This window comes from Nocardia sp. XZ_19_369, assembly GCF_015355715.1.
GTDB lineage: Bacteria > Actinomycetota > Actinomycetes > Mycobacteriales > Mycobacteriaceae > Nocardia.
The window spans coordinates 144,137-162,073 of sequence record NZ_JACVED010000002.1 but is presented as its reverse complement, the minus strand read 5'-3'; the positions used below and the strand labels follow the sequence as shown (position 1 = coordinate 162,073).

Genomic DNA, 17,937 nt, shown 5'->3' with positions numbered 1-17,937 from the left:
CATCCGATATGAAGTGGAGCTCAATGGCGGTAAGCCGACATTCTCATTACCGAGCGCGCATATGTGCAGAAACACAAAGGGGCGAACTTGCCTTCATGCACTTTTATCAAAGCCGCCTATCGATGGCTCCGAGAATGTGCTGGACAGGAATCGAGTCCCTCCCGATATTCGGACGACGCGGCTCAGCCGACGAGATAAACGGGCAGTCGTGCATGCCCATTCGAGATGAAGCTGCCCAACGGCGCCATCTCGGCAGGCTCGACGGCCAGCCGCAGCTCCGGAAAACGGGCAAACAAGGCAGGCAGCGCGATCTGCCCCTCCAACCTGGCCAGCGGCGCACCGAGGCAGTGGTGGGTGCCGTAGCCGAAAGCGAGGTGTTGATCCTTGGTGCCGCGGTGCACATCGAAATCGTCGGCGGTGGGCCCGTGCACCTCGGGGTCGCGACCGGCCGCGGCATAGGACGCGAGGATCGCCTCGCCCTTCGGGATTCGGACGCCACCGAGGTCGAGATCCTCGGTCGCGTACCGCAGCAACAGGTGCGCGATGGGCGCTTGGTGGCGCAACGTCTCCTCCACCACGTCGGCCCAGCTCGATCGTCCGGCCAGCACGTCGGCGCGCTGCCGCGGCTGGGTCAGCAGCGCGAAGATCGCGTGGTCGAGCAGGTTCACCGTGGTCTCATGGCCGGCGGTGATGATCAGCATGAGCGTGTCGACCAGTTCCTTCTCGGTCAGCCTGCTGCCGTCTTCGTCGTAGGTGACGGTCAGCAGGCTGGTGATGTCGTCACCGGGCCTGCCCCTGCGGTAGGAGACGAGCTCGCCGACCAGTCCGTACATCTCGAGATAGCCGGCAACCGCCTGTTCCGGGGTACGCGAGGTGTCGAAGAACCGGTCGACGCACGAGCGCATCGGGGCGATCAGTTCATCCGGGACTCCGATCATTTCGCTGATCACTCGGATCGGCACCGGATACGCGAACCGCTCCCGCAGGTCGACGACGGTCCCGGGCGGGAGCGCGGCCAACTGGTCCAGCAGATCGGCGGTGATCGCTTCGATCCGTGCGCGCATCGCCATCGACCTGCGGTGGGTGAACGCCGGGGACACCAGCTTCCGCAGCCGCCGATGCGCGGGGCCGTAGGCGGTGAACATGTTGTCGACGGCGACCCACGAGCGCAGCGGCCAATCCTCGGCGATCTGACCGTTGCTGAAGGTTGTCCAGTGCTGACGAGGATCCTTGGATACCCGGGAGTCGGTCAGCAGGGCGCGTAGCAGCGCGGTGTCGGTCACCGACCACACGGGCACGCCACCGGGCAGCACGACCGGGGTGATCGGGCCACGCCGGCGGATCCGCGCCGATTCGCCTTGGATATCGACGCCGGTGGCGTCCAGAACGATGGGCTGGTCTTCCATGGAAAGCTCCGAATTCTCTTGGCTCACACGCCTGCTCGGCATTTGCACAGGTGCTGCAAATTTTCGATCGGGCGATCGACGTAGCCTAGAAAGATCGGCCCGGCGCACGCTTGAACCGCGGCGCCAACCGAATAGAACATCCGCGCCGCGGCAAGGGTGGAACGATCCGGTCGTGGCGAAATCGCGGTTACGCGAGGACACTGAAGGCGAAGCGACGAATCCGTCTCGAGGAGCAATGTGATGGCACCTGACAGACCTTTTGGGATCGGTCCGGAAGACCTCGAACGCGCGTTGCGGGAGGCGGGGATCGAAATCCGGGATTTCCTCGGCAAGGTCGACCGCACCGGCGTGAATACCCTGGCGTCGCTGTTCGGCCAGTTCGTGCAGCCGGAGCGCGCGCAGCCGCCGAAGCCGGAGGACGAGACCACCGGCGAGACCGGCAGCGGGGTATGGGTCATCTACCGCGTCGACGACGCCGGCGAGGCCAGGGTCGAGCAGGTGTTCCCGAGCGAACTCGAGGCCTTGCGTGCGCATCGCGACAATACCGACGAGAACCGTCGCGTCCGGTTCCTGCCCTACGGTGTCCCCGCGACCGTGCTGGACGTGCCCTGATACCGGCTGACCGACGCAGCTTTTACCTCTGACGGGCCCCACCCGGCCCGCCTCCATCGACGCTCAGGTTTTGTTCCGCGACGCCGATCGCCAGCGGCGGCCGACGCGCGGGATCTACCATGCGAACACGGGGTCGAGCGAGGGCGGCCCGGATGGAGGAGCATGGTGCGCACGATGTCGGTTCCGCGATGACCACCGCGTTCGACGGACCGCCCCTCGAGATCGACACTCGCCCAGCGATTCTCAACCAGTACACGATCGATGAGACGGGCCGGGCCGGGCAACGCCCGCGCGGCGTCGTGTACCCGGCAGACGTCCACGAGGTGGCCGCGACGGTCCGGTGGGCGCGCGCCACGGGGACGCCGCTCATCTGCCGAGGCGCCGGAACCAGTCTGGAAGGTCACCTGCTCGCGCAAGGCAACGAGCTCATCGTCGACCTGTCGCAGTCGAATTCGATTCTGGACGTCTCCCCCACCGACTTCACCGCGACGGTCCAACCCGGGGTCACCCGCACCCAACTGAACGCCGCCACGGTGGCATCGGGTGTGCAGTTCACGGTGGATCCCGGCGCCGACGCGTCGCTGGGCGGCATGGCGGCGACCAATGCCAGCGGTACCACCACCGTCCGCTACGGCGGCATGCACGCGAATGTGCTTGCGTTGCAGGTGGTACTCGCCGACGGCACGGTGGCGCGGCTCGGTCGCGCGGTCCGCAAATCGTCGAGCGGCTACGACCTGAAAGATCTGCTTATCGGCTCGGCCGGGACGCTCGGTATCATCACCGAACTCACGGTTCGGCTGCATCCGATCCCGGAATGCCTACGCTCGCTGCGCGTTTCGTTCCCCACCGTGGCGGCGGCGGTCGACGCGGCCGTCGAGATGCTCGGTGCCGCACTGCCGGTCAGCAGACTCGAACTCGTCGATGCCCCGGGCATGGCCGCGCTCAACGCGTTTCGCGGCGCCGATCACTACGCCGAGACACCGGCACTGTTCATCGATATCGAGTCGTCGTCGGAACCGGCTGCCGTCGCCGAAGAGCAGGAGATCCAGCGGATCGTCACAGCGCACAACGCCCTCGACGTCACCGCCGCCCGCTCGCACACCGAACGGCACGCACTCTGGGAAGACCGGCACAACCTCTTCTTCGCACTCAAGGCGCGCCACCCCGGCAGCCGTTTCATGGTGACCGACACCGCCGTCCCCTACTCGCAGATCGCCGCGGCGGTCGACACCGCGACCCGGCTCGGCGACGAACTCGGCCTGACGGTCAGCGTCGCCGGACACATCGGCGACGGCAACGTGCACACCATCGTGCCCTATACCGACCTGAACTATGCTGCCGTACAACAGTTTTCCGACACGCTGGTCCGCCACACCCTGTCCGTAGGCGGCACCGCGACCGGCGAACACGGCATCGGCCTCACCAAGAAGAAGTACCTGCGCGAAGAACACGGTGCCGCCGTCGATCTCATGATCGCCATCAAACGCACCCTCGACCCCGACAACCTGCTGAACCCGGGCAAGGTACTCGACATATAACACCGAACCCGCCCGTCGCCTGCGACCACTTCGCCATCCTGCGCTCCTGACGCCGGGTTCACAGGTTTCCGCGCCGGTCCTGTTCGCGTTCGATCGCCTGGAACAGCGCGGCGAAATTGCCGACGCCGAAACCCTGCGAGCCGTGCCGTTCGATGAGTTCGAAGAACCCGGTCGGCCGGTCCAGTGGCGGTCGGGTGAGGATCTGCAGGAGGTGGCCGTGTTCGTCGCGGTCCACCAACGCGCCGCGCCGGGCGAGTTCGGCGACCGGTGTGGTGATCGGCCCCAAGCGGTCGAGCAGTTCCGGGTCGTCGTAGTAGGTGTCCGGTGTCGGCAGAAACTCCACACCGCCTGCGCGCATGCCATCGATGGCAGCCAGTATGTCGTCGGTGGCCAGCGCGACGTGTTGCACTCCGGGGCAACCGTAGAACTGAAGGAACTCATCGACCTGGCTGTTGCGGGCGGATTCCGCGGGCTCGACCACCGGAAATTTCACTTGCCGCCGCGGGTCGGCGACGACTCGGGAGCGCAGCGCCGAATATTTCGTGGAGATCTCCCCGTCTACGAACTCTGCCATCGTGGCGAAGCCGAGGACCCGCCGGTAGAAGTCCACCCATTCGTCCATGCGGCCTGCCTCCACGGCGGCCACGCAGTGATCGACCGCATGAAAATACGGAACCGCAGCACCGGACATCGCGAATGTCGCTGCCGCGTAGCCCGGCAGATGAACGCCTCGATAGCGGGACCGGTCGACGAAGGTATGCCGGACCTGCCCGTATGCCGCGATCGACGCGAGCAGCACAGTCCCCTCCGCATCGCCGATCTGGTGCGGCTCGACGAGCCCGCGCGCGCCCTGGGAAAGTGCGTGGTCGTAGGCGGCACCGACATCGGACACCTCCAGACCGACGTCGACCACCCCATCGCCATGCTGATGAACGAACTCGCCCAGTTCCGTGCCCGCTCGGGCCGCGCCGGTAACCACGAAACAGGCTGTGCCCGAACGCAGTACATACGAGCACTCATCCGGGCACCCCGTCTCCGGCCCTCGATACGCCACCGGTGACATCCCGAAGGCACTGGCGAAGAAATGTGCGGACTGGAACGCATTGCCCACCGCGAACACGATCGCGCCGAAGCCGAGTACGTCGAACGGCCCCTTCGTGGTCGCGGTGGCTACGGCAACCGGGGCGTTCAAGCGTTGGCAAGCAGGTCGGCCACCGGATCCTGCGCGGAACTGGAGTAGTACCTGCAGATCACCTCGACCCACTCCGTTGCGGGGATTTCGCCGATACCCGCAGTGTCGAGTTTCGCGAACATCGCGGCGGCTTTGTCGGCGTCGAACCCGACCACCCGCATGTAATCGGTGTACTCGGCCCGGTCGATCATGCCGTCGTCGTTGCGGTCACATATCGCGACGACCGCCTCCGCATACGGTCGAAGGTACGCCGTGTTCGCTGAAGGGTCGGTGACCGCGGCGAAGTACTCCTCGATGCTCACTACGCCATCGCCGTTGGTATCGGCGTGGGCCGACAAACCTTGCCAATACCCTTGATGCGAAGCCACCAATGCCCGCGCCTTCGCCGAGATGGGCGGTTCACCGAGACCGGTGATGATACGTTCGGCCAGCAGCTGGAAATCCTCCTCCTCCAGCACGCCGTTCCCGTTCGCATCCAGCAGGTCGAACCGCATACGGAGCCTGCTCGAAGCGGCATCACTCATTGCGTCATTGCTCATGATTCCGATCGCCTTCCACTAGGGAGCGAGACAGGTCACAGCGGAATCGAGCATAACGAGCCGACCAAATGTTTGCCGCCGGTTTCCCGAAGTATCAATAGCCGCCGCTGTTCGCGCTCCGGCGTACCGGTGCCGTCGACCGAACCCTGACGCTTGCGAGGTGGTCAGGAGGTCGGGCAGGCGTTGTCGAGCTTCAGCAAGGCCTGCATGAATTCGGAGTTCTTGTCCTGCGGAGTTTTGAGGAAAACCTCGTCGGATTCCGAACTGAGCCGATTCATCTGGTCGGCAGCCGTGCTGATGGTGTGCTTCAGTTCGCCGTCGTCCGCCTTGGCCGCCACGTCGGTGAAAGAGGCGCTCGTACCCTTGTAGACCGTTTTCAGTTTGGCGGTGTATTGCGGGTCGTCGCCGTTCAGGGCGTCGATGTCGCTGTTGAACTTTTTCGAGATCTGCACTATCTCGGCGCAGGATGCTGTGCGGTCTGCCGCGCTCGCGGCACCGGCTGCCACCAAGGTGTATCCGCTGATCAGGGTGGCGAAAGCGGCCGAGACGAGAATCGTTTTACGCATGGAGTTCTCCTTCGACTAGAGGTCAGGGGTGGGCAATTTCGAATTTGCTAACTATTTGCCGTACTCATGGTCGACTGACCATGATCGGGTTTCCAGATCAGCAAGCGCCACTATCCGATCAGATCGCGCCAATGGCGCGGCGCGTTGGGCTGCACCGCCGTTACCTGGCCATACGATGGCGAGATGCATGTCGTGGCGGCCGCGCTTCCGGATCGGGTGGAGGTGTTCGACCTGGTGCTCGCCCTCCAGGTTTTCGCGGTAGCTCGACGGGCCGACGGCACCAAACTCTACGAAGTCCGCGTCTGCGGAGACGGCGAAACGACCGCCATGGCTCGTGGCCAGCTGGGTTTCGGTCTGCGCCCGTCATGGCCGTCGTCGGCGCTCGACGAAGCGGATACGGTGCTGATTGCGAGCGGACAACCGCCGTACGACACCGAACAGTGGGAGCTCGATCGCGTGCGTCGAGCCGCCCAGCGCGGCGCGCGGATCGCCTCGTTGTGCACCGGCGCGTTCGCGCTGGCCGCCACCGGGCTGCTGGCCGGGCAGCGGGCGACCACCCATTGGCTGGCCTGCGCCGAACTCGCCGACCGTTATCCGGAGATCGAGGTCGACCCCACGGTGCTGTTCGTCGACAACGGCTCGGTGCTCACCTCCGCCGGGTCGGCCGCGGTAATGGATATGTGCCTGCACATGGTTCGCAACGACTACGGTGCCGAGATCGCCGCCGAGACCGCCCGATACCTGGTGATGCCCTTGCAGCGCGACGGCGGCCAAGCCCAGTTCATCCCGCGCACCCCGCCGCCCACCGATCGGTCGGCGCTGCAGCCGGTGCTGGCGTGGATCGAGCACAATCTCGAACGCCCCCTGGCGCAAACCGAGATCGCGCGCGCGGCCGGAATGTCGGTGCGCAGCTTGCAAAGACACTTCCACGACCAGCTCGGCACCACCGCTCAGCACTGGCTGCTGCACGCCCGCCTCGACCGGGCCCGTCGACTACTGGAAACCACCGAGTTGCCCATCGACCAGGTGGCCGAGGCCGCCGGTTTCGGCACCGCGATGACCTTGCGCCGCCACTTCACTCGCGAAATCGGCACCGCGCCACGCGCCTACCGCAACGCATTCCGCTGACGGTGCCCAACGAAGGACCGTATCCCGACGTGCGCCACTGCCTCGTCGAGATACGTTCCGGTGCAGGGCTGTTCGGGCTAGCGGATGTCGATCGTGCCGTCGAAGACCATCGGGGTGGGACCCGGGTTACAGGTTCGGAGCATGTTCGTCGGCATCGGCAGGCCGTAACCAATCATGTTCGGCTGACCGCCTTGACCTTTGGTGACGGTGATCTGGATGGCCATCGCGTCGGGCGCGAACACCATCACGGGTTGGGCCGTGCTGATCGGGTAGACCAGTGACACGGTGTTGCCGACGACCGTCAGGCACGTGACCGGGCCGGTGACCTTGACCGGCAATGGCATGTTCCCGAGTTGACCAACGGCCAAGTAGGTTCCGGTCGCGGGCCCGTCCCCCTGCCCCTGCGCCTCGATATGCAGGACGTTCATGCCGAGCACTTGCATGTTGCCATTGATCGACACGCTGGCGGGCGCTGCCGCCGCCTGCCCGGTCGCCGCAACCGCCGCCGCCCCGGCGATAGCCATGGATAAAGCGAAGCGAGTAAGCCGATTTGCCATTGAAAACACCTTTCTAGGGGTGGGGATATGCCCGGCGGATACCCGATGCCCGAAAACCCATGCGATGCAATCTCGGTGGATAATCAATTCGATTTTTCACATTCCGACCGGTCGGGATCTCGCTACTATCGACGGGGCCGTTCGAATCGTAGTGCGACCGGTACGAATTGGGCATCCAACCAGCACCGGAGGCGCGACCAGGCAGCGGTATCCTGCGGTCAACTCGTCGAATTGAGCGAGCAATAGGGGCAAGTGTTGGGCGTCAATGCGATTCGGAATTTTTCGTCCTATCGCGGTCAGTACCTGATCGGGGTATTCCTGGCGCGGGTCCGATGCCGAGTCGATATTTCCGGTTCCGCCGACGACCGCCGGCGGGCGCGCGATGCGCTAGTCGCGGGTGGCTGGTCGGCGGTGGCGCATGCGGACAGCGACACCTACGTACGGGATATTCGAGGTTCGTTGTCCAGCAGCACGATCGAGGAAGTGGTGCGCCACGTCCACACGCACATCGTCGATACGCATTCCCGGGCCGCCATCGACAAGGCCTCGCTGGAGCGCATCCGTTATGCGGGCCTACGTTTCACGCACCGGCCCGCACCGCTCGAGCACGATGGCAAGCGGGTCGACGCACTCGCCGAGATCTCGGCTGCACCAATCACTCCCCTCGTCCAGCAGCCACAGCCGCCACCTGTTCACCCGCCGAGCACCCTGCTGGCGCGACTGACTCGGATACCGACTTTCTGGTATGACTGTCTCGAAAAAGGCGCCAGAGTCATCGCCCGGATGTTTCGGCGATCAACGCCACAATGGTTCCGCCAGCAGGCTATTCGGGTCATCGCCGATGACTCCGCACGCTATATTTGGGTTCGATTCGGGCTGCTCACGGCCAGCGGCGGTCTCGGTGTGGCGGCCGGGGTGGCCGTTGCCGACCGGTTCCCCGACCGGCCGACCGGCCCGGAGCCCGCGCTGGGACTCATCGGCATTTCGACTGTGCTGCTGCTCGTTCTCGGCGCATTGAACCTGTTCACTCGAGTCGCCGTGCACCGAGCGGATGCCGCACTGCCCCAGGGCTATTCGCGTTGGCAAGCGGAGCGCTGGGCGAACGCCAACCGAACCGACGTGGCGCGTTTGATCGGCGCGGAACGCCACCATGCCATCCGAATATGCTGGACGGCAGGCACTCTCGTGCTGCGGATGATCGCGATGGCGGGCGCCGGGGCGCTGCTTTTCCTTTCGGTGCAGACGATCTGGTTCAACTCGCGGCTGATCGCCGCGACACTGCTGACCGTCGGCCTGCTGCTGGCCTGGATTCTGGTCATCGATGCGGTGCGTCCACGCCAACGTGCGGGCTCCCGGCTCATCGTACGGCGGACGGCCGCCTCGGTGCTGCTGGCGGGAGTCGGCGGGGCCATGGTGCGCTTGCCGTCCTACTTCTTCTACCAACCGCTCGGCTATCCGGCGTTCGCCTTCGAAATCGGCTGGCACGATGTCATTGTCAACGCGCGTGGCTTCATCATGGCCGCGCTCGGATCGGGAGCGTTGATCGCGATCTACTGGCTGTTCTCGCCGCGCATCACCCCGGTGTGGCGCTCGGCCTTTGCGCTGTTGTTACTCATGTGCGCGACCGTCGGGATGTTGAGCGCCATGGTCGAAGCGGGCAGACCGGCGGAGCTGATCGTGCAGCAGCAATCCGTCACCCCGGGCGGCACCCGGTACGCCGCCTGTCTCATCGACAACGGTCGCGAGCAACCGATCTGGATTATCGGCCAATCGGCGGGCCGCTTCCTCATCGGCGACAGAGAAACGCCGACCGGTGACCCGTCTCGGATCACCAATGTCCGAATGCGACCGAGCGGCATCGAGTATCGCATCGTGCCCGGCGCCACTCCGTGCCGGTAGCGCAATACGGTAGTTACGCCGTGCACTCCAGATTGGCGAATTCCTGATGGCTGTAACGAGTTTGGTCCTGATCGGTGTCTGGCTGACGGTGGTCGTCTGGCTGCGCGGCGCGCTGCAGTTCCGCCGGACCGGCGGGGCCGAGATCCGGTTCCGCGACCCGCCGGGCACCACGCAATGGTGGGCGAAGATCGCCAGCAGCGTCGGGTTCCTGACGCTGGTCGCCGCGCCGATCGCGGAATTGGCCGGGCTGCCACCATTGTCGATACTCGACCGGGCCGCGATCGGAGGTGCGGGCGTGGGGCTGGTGGTTCTCGGTGCGGCGCTCACCGCGGCGGCCCAGTTCGCGATGGGCACCGCGTGGCGCGCCGACGTCAATCCAGACGCACAGACCACGCTGGTCACCGACGGCCCGTTTCGCTGGGTACGCAATCCGGTGCTCACCGGTGTGGCGACCACCTTTATCGGCCTGGCACTCATGACGCCCAATCCGGTTGCCCTGGCGGCGCTAGCAATCATTCTGGGAGGCTTGCAGATTCAGGTTCGCCTCGTCGAAGAACCGTATCTACTGAGGGTCCTCGGCAAGGACTACGCCGCCTACGCAGCGCGCACCGGCCGGTTCCTACCCTGGCTGGGGCGTCTTCGCTGAAGACTGCGCGCTTCGGACTCGGCTAGCGGAAGTACGGATAGTCCTGCACCCAGCGGAATCCGCGGCTGCGCAAGGTGAAACTGTTCAGATCCATGCGCTCCAGGGTGATCACCACCGTCTGGTCCTGCAGCCTCCCGCGCAACAACAGCCGGTCCGGGGTGGGTCGCTCGCTGGTCAACGTCGCGAATGGTGGCTGCGGCTCTGCCTTTCCGTCGAGCGTGGCGAGTTCCAGCTGTCCGTTCGGGCGGAAGTCGGCATACGCCGGCACCAGTTCACCGTTCATCCGTTGATAAGTGGCCTGCTCCGGGTCGTCGAAAACAACACGCTGCCAACGCTTTTCGTCGGTCGTCAGCGGCGGCAACGGCTGCCCGTCGACGGTGAATTCTAGCACGTTCCATATTCCGTAGAGCTCGGACTTGGGGCTGGCGGCGCCGTACTGGTCCTGCCACACCACCCAGCGGTCATAGCCACCGCCCAGCGCGATCCAGATGCCGAGGGCTACCTGAATCCACCCGGCGATGCGGTTCTTCCGGTCGTCGGCGAACAGCGCGGGTTGCGCCAGCGGCTCGCACTGACGTTGCAGCACGAACACATCGACCAGTCGCCGCAGGTACGGGGCCAGCAAAACCAGGCTGATCAGCAGCAGATGCGCGGCGAGCAGCTTCTCCGGTATATCGAACGTCATGTTCAGCAGGAGGATCTGCGCCGTGCTCACCAGGCTCGTCACGGCGCCCAGCATCGCGGTCCGTGGCACGAACAGCAGCAGCCCGGCCACAACTTCCACTGCGCCGAGCGCCATTTCATATGGATAGGAGCTGCCGACCTGCAACCACAGCACCGAAGCCGGGCTCAGATCGCCGTACGGCTGCAACAGCTGCGCCAGCGTGGGAGCGGGCATCTGCGTGGGGATCAACTTGGCGAACCCGAACCCCACCATCTGTACGCCCAGACACACCCGGAGGAACAGCGTGAACCAAGCCAGCAGGCGCGGGTAGCAGGAACGACGGTCGAGGACCGTCCACACCGCGGTGGCCGCCACCGCGGCGACCAGAATGCAGAAGACCTGTACCCAGACGGCCGTCTGGTCGCCTGCTCCGGAGTCCTGGCGCAGCACCGCGTCGACTCCGAAGACGGTGGTGCCCACCCAACGGGTGACCGGGTTCATCAACGCGGTCACCCCCCACGGCCCGATGAATCCGTGCAGCGAGCGACTCAGGGGACCGAGCAGCGCGAACGGGACCATAGCGAGAAGCAGGCAGTACAGGCCGAAGTAGACGACACAGAATCGGAACGCGATCCGCGTCAGCGGCGGCCAGCCGGCCGAGGCGGTGTCGGTTCGGGCGGTGACGGTGCTGCTCACTGATGCATCCTCGGGTCCTGGGTGGGATCGGCATACCGGGCCGGACAGCCGCGCACGGAGGCTTCGGGGCGCAGCTCGTAATGCCAGGGCTCGTTGGTGTAGATCTGGCACAGCCCGTAGCCGGCGCCGTGCTTGGACAACCACGCCGCGGCCGCAGTGGGCCCGATGTCGACTGCCTCCCCCGACACGTGCGCGGACGTCTCGGGATCGGCCACCCACCGGGCGGCTTCCTTCTCCGAGCCGTACTTCGAAACCGCCTCGCGCAGTAGCCGTTCCTGGTACCCCGGGGAACGCCAGCCACTGTTGACGACGAACTCGATCCCGTCGTCCGCGGCATCCGTGGCGGCGCTGCGCAGGGCAGCGAGCAGGTCGGGGTCGAGGTTGGCCACGGACGGAATCTCGTCGTCGAATACCGTCAGGCCGCTCGGGACAGCGCCCTCCGCGACGGTGCCCCCGGGCTCGGGCTCGCCGTTCAGCCACGGTAAATGCGGGCGCGCCGCACCAGGTGGACCCTGGCGGTCACCGAACGGCAGGTCGAAAGACCATGCGGCAGAGGTCGATAGAGAGCTCAACGACTGGTAGACGAGGACACCGACAGGCGCCGCACTGACGACTACGAGACCGGCGAGGATGGTCGAGCGGACCCGGCGAGACGCCGTGCGTGCTGGTTTGCTGTTGCTCATGCCGTCAGTCAAGACAGCGCGGTGTTGCCGGCCCGTATGCGGTTTTCGATACGCCGGCGATATGGCCCGGCTGGGAGAATCGAGAACCTATGCGCGTATTGATCGTCGAGGACGAACCCCTGATGGCCGCAGCCATCCGCGATGGCCTGCGACTCGAAGCGATCGCCGCGGACATCGCCGGTGACGGCGACACCGCGCTGGAGCTGCTGGGCATCAACGCCTACGACATCGCTGTCCTCGACCGCGACATCCCCGGACCCTCCGGCGACGAGATCGCCGAACGCATCGTCGCGTCCGGCAGCGGCATGCCGATCCTGATGCTCACCGCGGCCGACCGGCTCGACGACAAGGCGACCGGGTTCGCGCTCGGCGCCGACGACTACCTCACCAAACCCTTCGATCTGCGCGAACTCGTGCTCCGGCTCAGAGCACTCGACCGCAGGCGCGCGCACAGCAGACCACCCGTGCGGGAGCTCGCGGGCCTGCGACTGGATCCGTTCCGCCGGGAGGTCTACCGCGACGACCGCTACGTCGCGCTGACCAGGAAACAATTCGCGGTGCTCGAAGTCCTCATCGCGGCCGAAGGCGGGGTCGTCAGCGCCGAGGAGCTACTGGAACGGGCGTGGGACGAGAACGCGGACCCGTTCACCAACGCCGTGCGCATCACGGTCTCGGCGCTGCGCAAACGCCTCGGCGAACCCTGGATCATCGCCACCGTGGCCGGCGTCGGATACCGCATCGACACCCAGCCGGACACCGGGCGGGCAGCGGGTGTCCGTGGATAGAGCACCGGGTTTGAGCGTCCGGCTCAAACTCACCCTCAGCTACGCCGGGTTCCTCATGCTCGCAGGTACCTTGGTGCTCGCGGCCGGGTTGGTCTTCTACCTCTACTTCATGCCCGACGGCTGGCTCGACACCACCGGTAACTCTGGATCAACCGCTCGGTTCTGGTGCGCGCCTTCGCTCCGTTCATGGCCTGGGTGCTGGCCTTCCTGCTGGTATTCGGCCTCCTGGGCGGGTGGCTGCTCGCCGGCCGGATGCTCGCCCCGCTGACCCGCATCACCGAGGCCACCCGCACGGCCGCGGATGGCACACTCTCCCACCGGATCCGGCTGCCGGGCCGCCGAGACGAGTTCCGCGAACTCGCCGACGTCTTCGACACCATGCTCGTGCGGCTCGAAGCACACGTCGCCGAACAGCAGCGATTCGCCGCCAACGCCTCGCACGAACTGCGCACCCCGCTGGCGATCATGCAGACCCTGCTCGACGTGGCCCGCAACGATCCGGATCGCGACACCGGCGAACTGCTGGCCCTGCTGCACGCGGTCAACACCCGAGCGATCAACCTCACCGAAGCCTTGCTCGTGCTCAGCCGCGCCGATCAACGGTCCTTCGCCCGCGAACCTGTCGATCTGTCCCTCCTCGCGGAAGAAGCGACCGAAACTCTGCTTCCCCTCGCGGAAAAGCACGGCGTCATCCTGGAGACGTCCGGCGACATGGCCAACGCCTTCGGCTCCCGCGCCCTCCTGTTGCAGCTGACGACGAACCTCGTGCACAACGCGATCGTGCACAATCTGCCCGAGCAGGGCATCGTGTGGGTCACCACCACCGCTCACCCCGAGTCCGCGGTGCTCACTGTCGAGAACACCGGCGAAAAGCTCACTCCCCACGCGGTTTCCACGCTGGTCGAGCCGTTTCAGCGCGGGAACCAACGCATCCGCACCGACCATGCGGGAGTCGGTCTCGGACTGGCAATCGTCAAAAGCATCACCCGAGCACACGCCGGAACCCTCACCCTCACGCCGCGACCGGCCGGCGGCCTCTGCGTCACGGTGCGACTACCCACGCAGTAGTGCGGTGTGGGTCAGTAGGAAACGACGGAGGTCGCGAAGGCCTCGAGCACAGCGGTGTTGTCCGCCAGGGTGATTCGATGCCCGTCGGCACCGACCTGTTCGAAGTCGGCTCCCCCGCCTACGTCGGGGACGACCACGGTGACCGGCTCGGCGGTCTTGTTGACCAGGAAGAGTTTGCGGCGGCCTGCGGCGGTGACGAAGGCTTGGGCGTGGATCCGGGGGTCCGGGAAGGCACCAGTTGTGGTGGCCGCCATGGCATCCCCCTTGTCGAAGTGCCGGAGTAGCAGTGCGAGCGCGTGGTAGCGGGCGTTCGGGGCGCCGGTTTCCCAGTCGAGCAGGCTGACGCCGGGGATCATGCCGGGGTAGTCCATGAACTCGGCGATGCCGACCAAGTCGATGCCGAATTCGACAAGCTTGCACCACAGGTACGACTGGACCGAGGCGCTCAATGCCCAGTAGGTGTCGGGGATTTCGGGTGCCGGATTCATCACGTCGGCCGGGTAGGTGCCCAACTCGTTGATGAATGTCGCGGTATCCGGCGCCAGGCGCCGACGGATGGAGTCGATGAAGCGGACCTGGTCGAGGAAGGCGTCGGCTTGGGCGTAGAAGATGTCGCGCCAGTGTTCGCTGGGCGCGTTTCCCTCTGGACCGAAGGGATTGACGATCTCGGGTTGGGCGTAGAAGTGATAGGAGAACGCGTCGATTCGGACGCCGTCGGCGTGGTTGGCCGAATCGAGGAAGTGCCAGAAGTATTCGGGCTGATGGTGGACGTGGCTGAGGGAGAGTCCGACGAATTTCATGTCCGGGTCCAGCGGGGCCAGGCGCGCGACGACGGCGTCGTAGAGCTTGGTGTAGGTCTCCGGCGAGAGCCGGTGGCCGATGTCGGGTTCGCAGAGCACCTCCCAGTAGGCGAAGCGGTAGCGGTGGCCCGACTCGTGCCATCGGCCCAGCTCGTCGGTGAAACCGCCTGCGATGTACCAGCTGGCGAGCCGGTAGAAGTAGTCGGCGACTTCAGCGCAGGTGGGGTCGCGCAACTCGGAGCCCTGCTCGTAGTGCCAGTGGATTTCGTCGGGATCCTCGGCAATTGCCACGGGCTCCGGCATGACGAACATCCAGGTCGGGATCGTGGCGAAATTCGCCACGATCGGCCTGCCCTCCGAGGCCGCGACGAAGTCCTCTACGAAGGGGTCGAGCAGCTCGAAGTTCCATGACGTCTCGGTGGCGGTCGGCGGGGTGAGCTCGGGCACCGCGACCCGCGGATGGCTGAACCAGGGCAGGAAGCGCGCGAAATCGACGCGCAGCTCGCGCAGGGCGTCGAATGCTTTGTCGTGGATCGGGGATTCGCGGCGCAGCGGTGGTGCCGTCCACAGGTGGGTCGTGAGTGTCGTCCGGGAGGTGCCGATCGTCTCTTCCCAATTCACCTGCACCGTGGCTGGCGGTGCCACGGGATTGATGGTGGTCATTCAGGGCTTCCTTCTTCTGACGTGCGCGCGAGGCCGAGGGCAGGCAGGATCGCCTGGTCGACGATCGCGGCAAGAGTGTGCGCATCGGGCAGATTCCCGGTGTCTATCTGGTGTTTGATCACGAGTGCTTCGCCGATGTCGACGACGATCGGGGTGACCAGCCGTGCGTCGATGTCACCGCGTTCGGCGTAGTGCTCGATCACGGTGCGGGTGAATCGGGTGCCGTGGGTGTCGAATACTCGGGTGTAGAGGGCTTCGACGAGTTCGGGTCGGCGCTGGCGCTCGGCGAGGATCGCCGCGACGGCCGAGGCGTTGGGTCCGGCGAGCCAGCCGACCAGCTGTTCGAGCGAGCGCAGCAGATCCGCGCGCAGACCACCGCCGTCGAGGTCGACCGTCTCGACGGGATGGGCGTGGTCGAGTGCGTCGAGCAGGAGTTCCTCGATCGACGGCCAATGCCGGTAGATCGAGGTCTTCGCCACCCCGGCTCGGCGGGAGATCCCTTCGATCGACAGCCGCCCCAGTCCCGTCTCGGCTACTTCGGCGATTACCGCTGTCCGGCAAGCATTCCGGACATCGGCGAGGGAGCGGCGGCGTCCGGGTTGCTCTTCGATCTCGGGCATGCCGCAGACTTTAGCTACGGATCCGTAGCTCCGCAACCGTAGCTATGTGGATGTAGCTAGCGAAGGAGCGCGTCGCCCGGTCCCCGTGCCATGATGGCGTGAAATGCCGAAAGCCGAAATCCCTGGCCTGCAAGGGATTTCGGCTTTCAGTGATTGGTTGCGGCAGTACCGCGGGTCAAGCGTGCCCGCCACCCAGTCCCGGCTTGTGCAGTTGGGGTTGAGTGCCGAAGGCGGGCCGTTCGGTGGTGTCCACCGGCTCCGGCCGCTCGACTATGGCGCCCCGAGTGTCGGTCCGAGCGGCGGTCTTGGCATCGACCTCGCGGCGCGCGAAGGCGATATCGCGTGCGCTCCGCACGGACAGCCGGCCCAGGGAAGTTGCGGCGAAGAACAGGATCAGCGCGCCGAGGCCGTAGAAGAAGGTCAGTTGCAGGACAGCGCGTTTCAGGTCGGACGTCGCGACCGGATCGCCGAGGGTGCCGATGTTCAGCAGGTCCGTCAGGAACGGTCCGATGATGAACCACAGGCCCGCCGCCGCGGCCAGCCAGCCACCGAAGCCGGCGACCAGACGGTTGCGACTTGCCAGCATCAGCAAACCGCCAACGATCGCGGTGATGCCGGGAAGCACCTCGAGCCAGCCGCGCGCCGAGGTCCACACCCAGGCGTCATCCGGCGTGAATGCGAAATCGAAGTACGGTCCGAGGAACGGAATCAGCGCACCCCAAACTCCCAGGAGTAAGACCGCGAGCCCGCCAAGGGCTCCCCGGCTACGCGGAATTCTGAGCGCCGGACCGCGGTCTGCGGAAACTTTCTCGTCGACGTTCATCAGAGCCTCCATTCGTCGAAGTAGCTGCTAGTACCGCCTACCCTCGACGCGCCGACATATGCGCAGGATGCATAAATGGTTCGGCCTTCGGCCGGTCAGGTGCGATCGTGCAGCGTGATCTGGTAGCCGTCGGGGTCGGCGAAGGTGAAGGTCCGGCCGAAGGGGCCGTCGATCGGCGCGGCGACGATGGGGTGACCGTCGGCGACGAGAGCATCGTGAATGGCCTGCACGTCGGTGGCGTGCAGCCAGATCGCGGCACCGATGCCAGGCTGGGCAACCGAATCGAGGTCTGTGCCGGGAAGGACGTCGCGAAGCGCGAAGGCGATCGGCTTGGTCTCGAAGACGACGGCGTGCGGCGGTCCGGCCGCCGAGCGGACGAGGCCGAGGTACTGCTCGTAGAACGCTTGCGAAGCGGCGAGGTCGCGCGCTTGCAGCGAGATGAAGTCGGGGCCGGTGGCGGGCATGGCGTTACTCCTTATTTGCGTGTCAGTCTTCTGACACGGATCAATGTATGTCAGAATACTGACATGAGTCAAGACGCCGTCGACCTGGACAAATCGCTGGGCTATCTGATGAAAGAGGCGTCGAGCGCGCTGCGCGCGGCCATGGAGGAGGCGCTGCGGCCGCTCGGGATGAGCGTGACCCACTACTCCTGCCTCGAACTGCTGGCGCAACGACCGGGCTTGTCGAACTCCGAGCTCGCGCGGGGCGCGTTCGTGACGCGGCAGTCGATGAACGTGCTGCTCCAGGCCCTGGAACGCGAGGGCCACGTGACCAGGCCTGCGCAGGCACCCGTCGGGAAAGTTCTTCCCACCCGGCTCACGCCGCGCGGCCGACGGAAACTCGAGAAAGCGAGCGCAGCGGTCCGGTCCGTCGAGCTCAGAATGCTGGCCGGGCTGTCCGAATCCGAGCAGTCCGCCGCGTTCCGGATCCTGCGCAGCATGATCCATTCCCTGCGCGATGGCGACGACGGTGCTTAGCTCCGCTCGAGGCACGGCAACCCACGTGTCCGGTCAGTCCCGGCGAAAACCCTTGGCGCGCAGCGACGATGC

General features: G+C 65.7%; 19 protein-coding genes. 8 read left to right on the top strand and 11 right to left on the bottom strand.

The genetic code is table 11. From position 1 onward, the window contains the following. Window positions 1–182: 182 nt before the first annotated feature. Entirely contained in the window at window positions 183–1,406 is a 1,224-nt protein-coding gene (locus IBX18_RS07015; RefSeq protein WP_194832917.1) for a cytochrome P450, read from the bottom strand. A gap of 240 nt (window positions 1,407–1,646) precedes the next feature. Here IBX18_RS07015 and IBX18_RS07010 point away from each other — a divergent pair, with 240 nt between their 5' ends. Together IBX18_RS07010 and IBX18_RS07005 are read left to right on the top strand one after the other, a co-directional pair. After that, window positions 1,647–2,018, top strand: a complete 372-nt coding sequence (locus tag IBX18_RS07010) for a hypothetical protein (protein WP_194832916.1) — start codon at window positions 1,647–1,649, stop codon at window positions 2,016–2,018. Between the two features lie 152 nt (window positions 2,019–2,170). Next, the gene (locus IBX18_RS07005) at window positions 2,171–3,556 is read left to right on the top strand and encodes an FAD-binding oxidoreductase (RefSeq protein ID WP_228540581.1); all 1,386 of its coding nucleotides are present in this window, start codon (window positions 2,171–2,173) and stop codon (window positions 3,554–3,556) included. A gap of 58 nt (window positions 3,557–3,614) precedes the next feature. On the opposite strand, the gene hppD is transcribed toward IBX18_RS07005, so the two are convergent. The 3 genes from hppD to IBX18_RS06990 all read right to left on the bottom strand — a co-directional run bounded on the left by hppD (window position 3,615) and on the right by IBX18_RS06990 (window position 5,853). Further along, complete coding sequence (hppD, locus tag IBX18_RS07000) at window positions 3,615–4,748, bottom strand: 4-hydroxyphenylpyruvate dioxygenase (protein ID WP_194832915.1); 1,134 nt, start codon at window positions 4,746–4,748, stop codon at window positions 3,615–3,617. Further along, the gene (locus IBX18_RS06995; protein ID WP_194832914.1) at window positions 4,745–5,287 is read right to left on the bottom strand and encodes an EF-hand domain-containing protein; all 543 of its coding nucleotides are present in this window, start codon (window positions 5,285–5,287) and stop codon (window positions 4,745–4,747) included. Before IBX18_RS06995 ends, hppD begins: the two co-directional genes overlap by 4 nt. 164 nt (window positions 5,288–5,451) lie before the next feature. Beyond that, window positions 5,452–5,853, bottom strand: coding sequence for a hypothetical protein (locus tag IBX18_RS06990; RefSeq protein WP_194832913.1), 402 nt, complete (start codon window positions 5,851–5,853; stop codon window positions 5,452–5,454). 183 nt (window positions 5,854–6,036) lie between these two features. Between IBX18_RS06990 and IBX18_RS06985 the strand changes: the two genes are divergently transcribed. Next, window positions 6,037–6,981 (top strand): GlxA family transcriptional regulator, encoded by a 945-nt coding sequence (locus tag IBX18_RS06985; protein WP_194832912.1) that lies wholly within the window; start codon window positions 6,037–6,039, stop codon window positions 6,979–6,981. A gap of 77 nt (window positions 6,982–7,058) precedes the next feature. Here IBX18_RS06985 and IBX18_RS06980 read toward each other — a convergent pair whose 3' ends face one another. Then, complete coding sequence (locus IBX18_RS06980; RefSeq protein ID WP_228540580.1) at window positions 7,059–7,538, bottom strand: hypothetical protein; 480 nt, start codon at window positions 7,536–7,538, stop codon at window positions 7,059–7,061. 459 nt (window positions 7,539–7,997) lie between these two features. Here IBX18_RS06980 and IBX18_RS06975 point away from each other — a divergent pair, with 459 nt between their 5' ends. Both IBX18_RS06975 and IBX18_RS06970 read left to right on the top strand, forming a co-directional pair. Further along, window positions 7,998–9,437 (top strand): hypothetical protein, encoded by a 1,440-nt coding sequence (locus tag IBX18_RS06975; protein WP_194832911.1) that lies wholly within the window; start codon window positions 7,998–8,000, stop codon window positions 9,435–9,437. Between the two features lie 46 nt (window positions 9,438–9,483). Further along, window positions 9,484–10,083 (top strand): isoprenylcysteine carboxylmethyltransferase family protein, encoded by a 600-nt coding sequence (locus IBX18_RS06970; RefSeq protein WP_194832910.1) that lies wholly within the window; start codon window positions 9,484–9,486, stop codon window positions 10,081–10,083. A 22-nt stretch (window positions 10,084–10,105) separates the two neighbouring features. Here IBX18_RS06970 and IBX18_RS06965 read toward each other — a convergent pair whose 3' ends face one another. Then, window positions 10,106–11,443 (bottom strand): DoxX family protein, encoded by a 1,338-nt coding sequence (locus IBX18_RS06965; protein WP_194832909.1) that lies wholly within the window; start codon window positions 11,441–11,443, stop codon window positions 10,106–10,108. After that, entirely contained in the window at window positions 11,440–12,126 is a 687-nt protein-coding gene (locus IBX18_RS06960) for a M15 family metallopeptidase (RefSeq protein WP_194832908.1), read from the bottom strand. The genes IBX18_RS06965 and IBX18_RS06960 overlap by 4 nt, the downstream gene beginning before the upstream one ends. Window positions 12,127–12,215: 89 nt before the next feature. Between IBX18_RS06960 and IBX18_RS06955 the strand changes: the two genes are divergently transcribed. After that, window positions 12,216–12,911: a response regulator transcription factor gene (locus IBX18_RS06955; RefSeq protein WP_194832907.1), complete on the top strand. Its 696-nt coding sequence runs from the start codon at window positions 12,216–12,218 to the stop codon at window positions 12,909–12,911. Between the two features lie 186 nt (window positions 12,912–13,097). Then, entirely contained in the window at window positions 13,098–13,979 is an 882-nt protein-coding gene (locus tag IBX18_RS06950; RefSeq protein WP_306796178.1) for a HAMP domain-containing sensor histidine kinase, read from the top strand. 11 nt (window positions 13,980–13,990) lie between these two features. Here IBX18_RS06950 and IBX18_RS06945 read toward each other — a convergent pair whose 3' ends face one another. From IBX18_RS06945 to IBX18_RS06930, 4 genes are all read right to left on the bottom strand, one after another. Continuing rightward, entirely contained in the window at window positions 13,991–15,442 is a 1,452-nt protein-coding gene (locus IBX18_RS06945; RefSeq protein WP_194832906.1) for a hypothetical protein, read from the bottom strand. Next, window positions 15,439–16,062 (bottom strand): TetR/AcrR family transcriptional regulator C-terminal ligand-binding domain-containing protein, encoded by a 624-nt coding sequence (locus tag IBX18_RS06940; protein WP_194832905.1) that lies wholly within the window; start codon window positions 16,060–16,062, stop codon window positions 15,439–15,441. Before IBX18_RS06940 ends, IBX18_RS06945 begins: the two co-directional genes overlap by 4 nt. A 175-nt stretch (window positions 16,063–16,237) precedes the next feature. Beyond that, the gene (locus IBX18_RS06935) at window positions 16,238–16,885 is read right to left on the bottom strand and encodes a hypothetical protein (protein WP_228540579.1); all 648 of its coding nucleotides are present in this window, start codon (window positions 16,883–16,885) and stop codon (window positions 16,238–16,240) included. Window positions 16,886–16,980: 95 nt separating this feature from the next. Continuing rightward, window positions 16,981–17,349 carry a VOC family protein gene (locus tag IBX18_RS06930; protein ID WP_194832903.1) on the bottom strand — a complete coding sequence of 123 codons (369 nt, stop codon included), beginning with the start codon at window positions 17,347–17,349 and terminating at the stop codon, window positions 16,981–16,983. Window positions 17,350–17,412: 63 nt separating this feature from the next. Here IBX18_RS06930 and IBX18_RS06925 point away from each other — a divergent pair, with 63 nt between their 5' ends. Next, window positions 17,413–17,865 carry a MarR family winged helix-turn-helix transcriptional regulator gene (locus IBX18_RS06925; RefSeq protein ID WP_194832902.1) on the top strand — a complete coding sequence of 151 codons (453 nt, stop codon included), beginning with the start codon at window positions 17,413–17,415 and terminating at the stop codon, window positions 17,863–17,865. Window positions 17,866–17,937 lie beyond the last annotated feature (72 nt).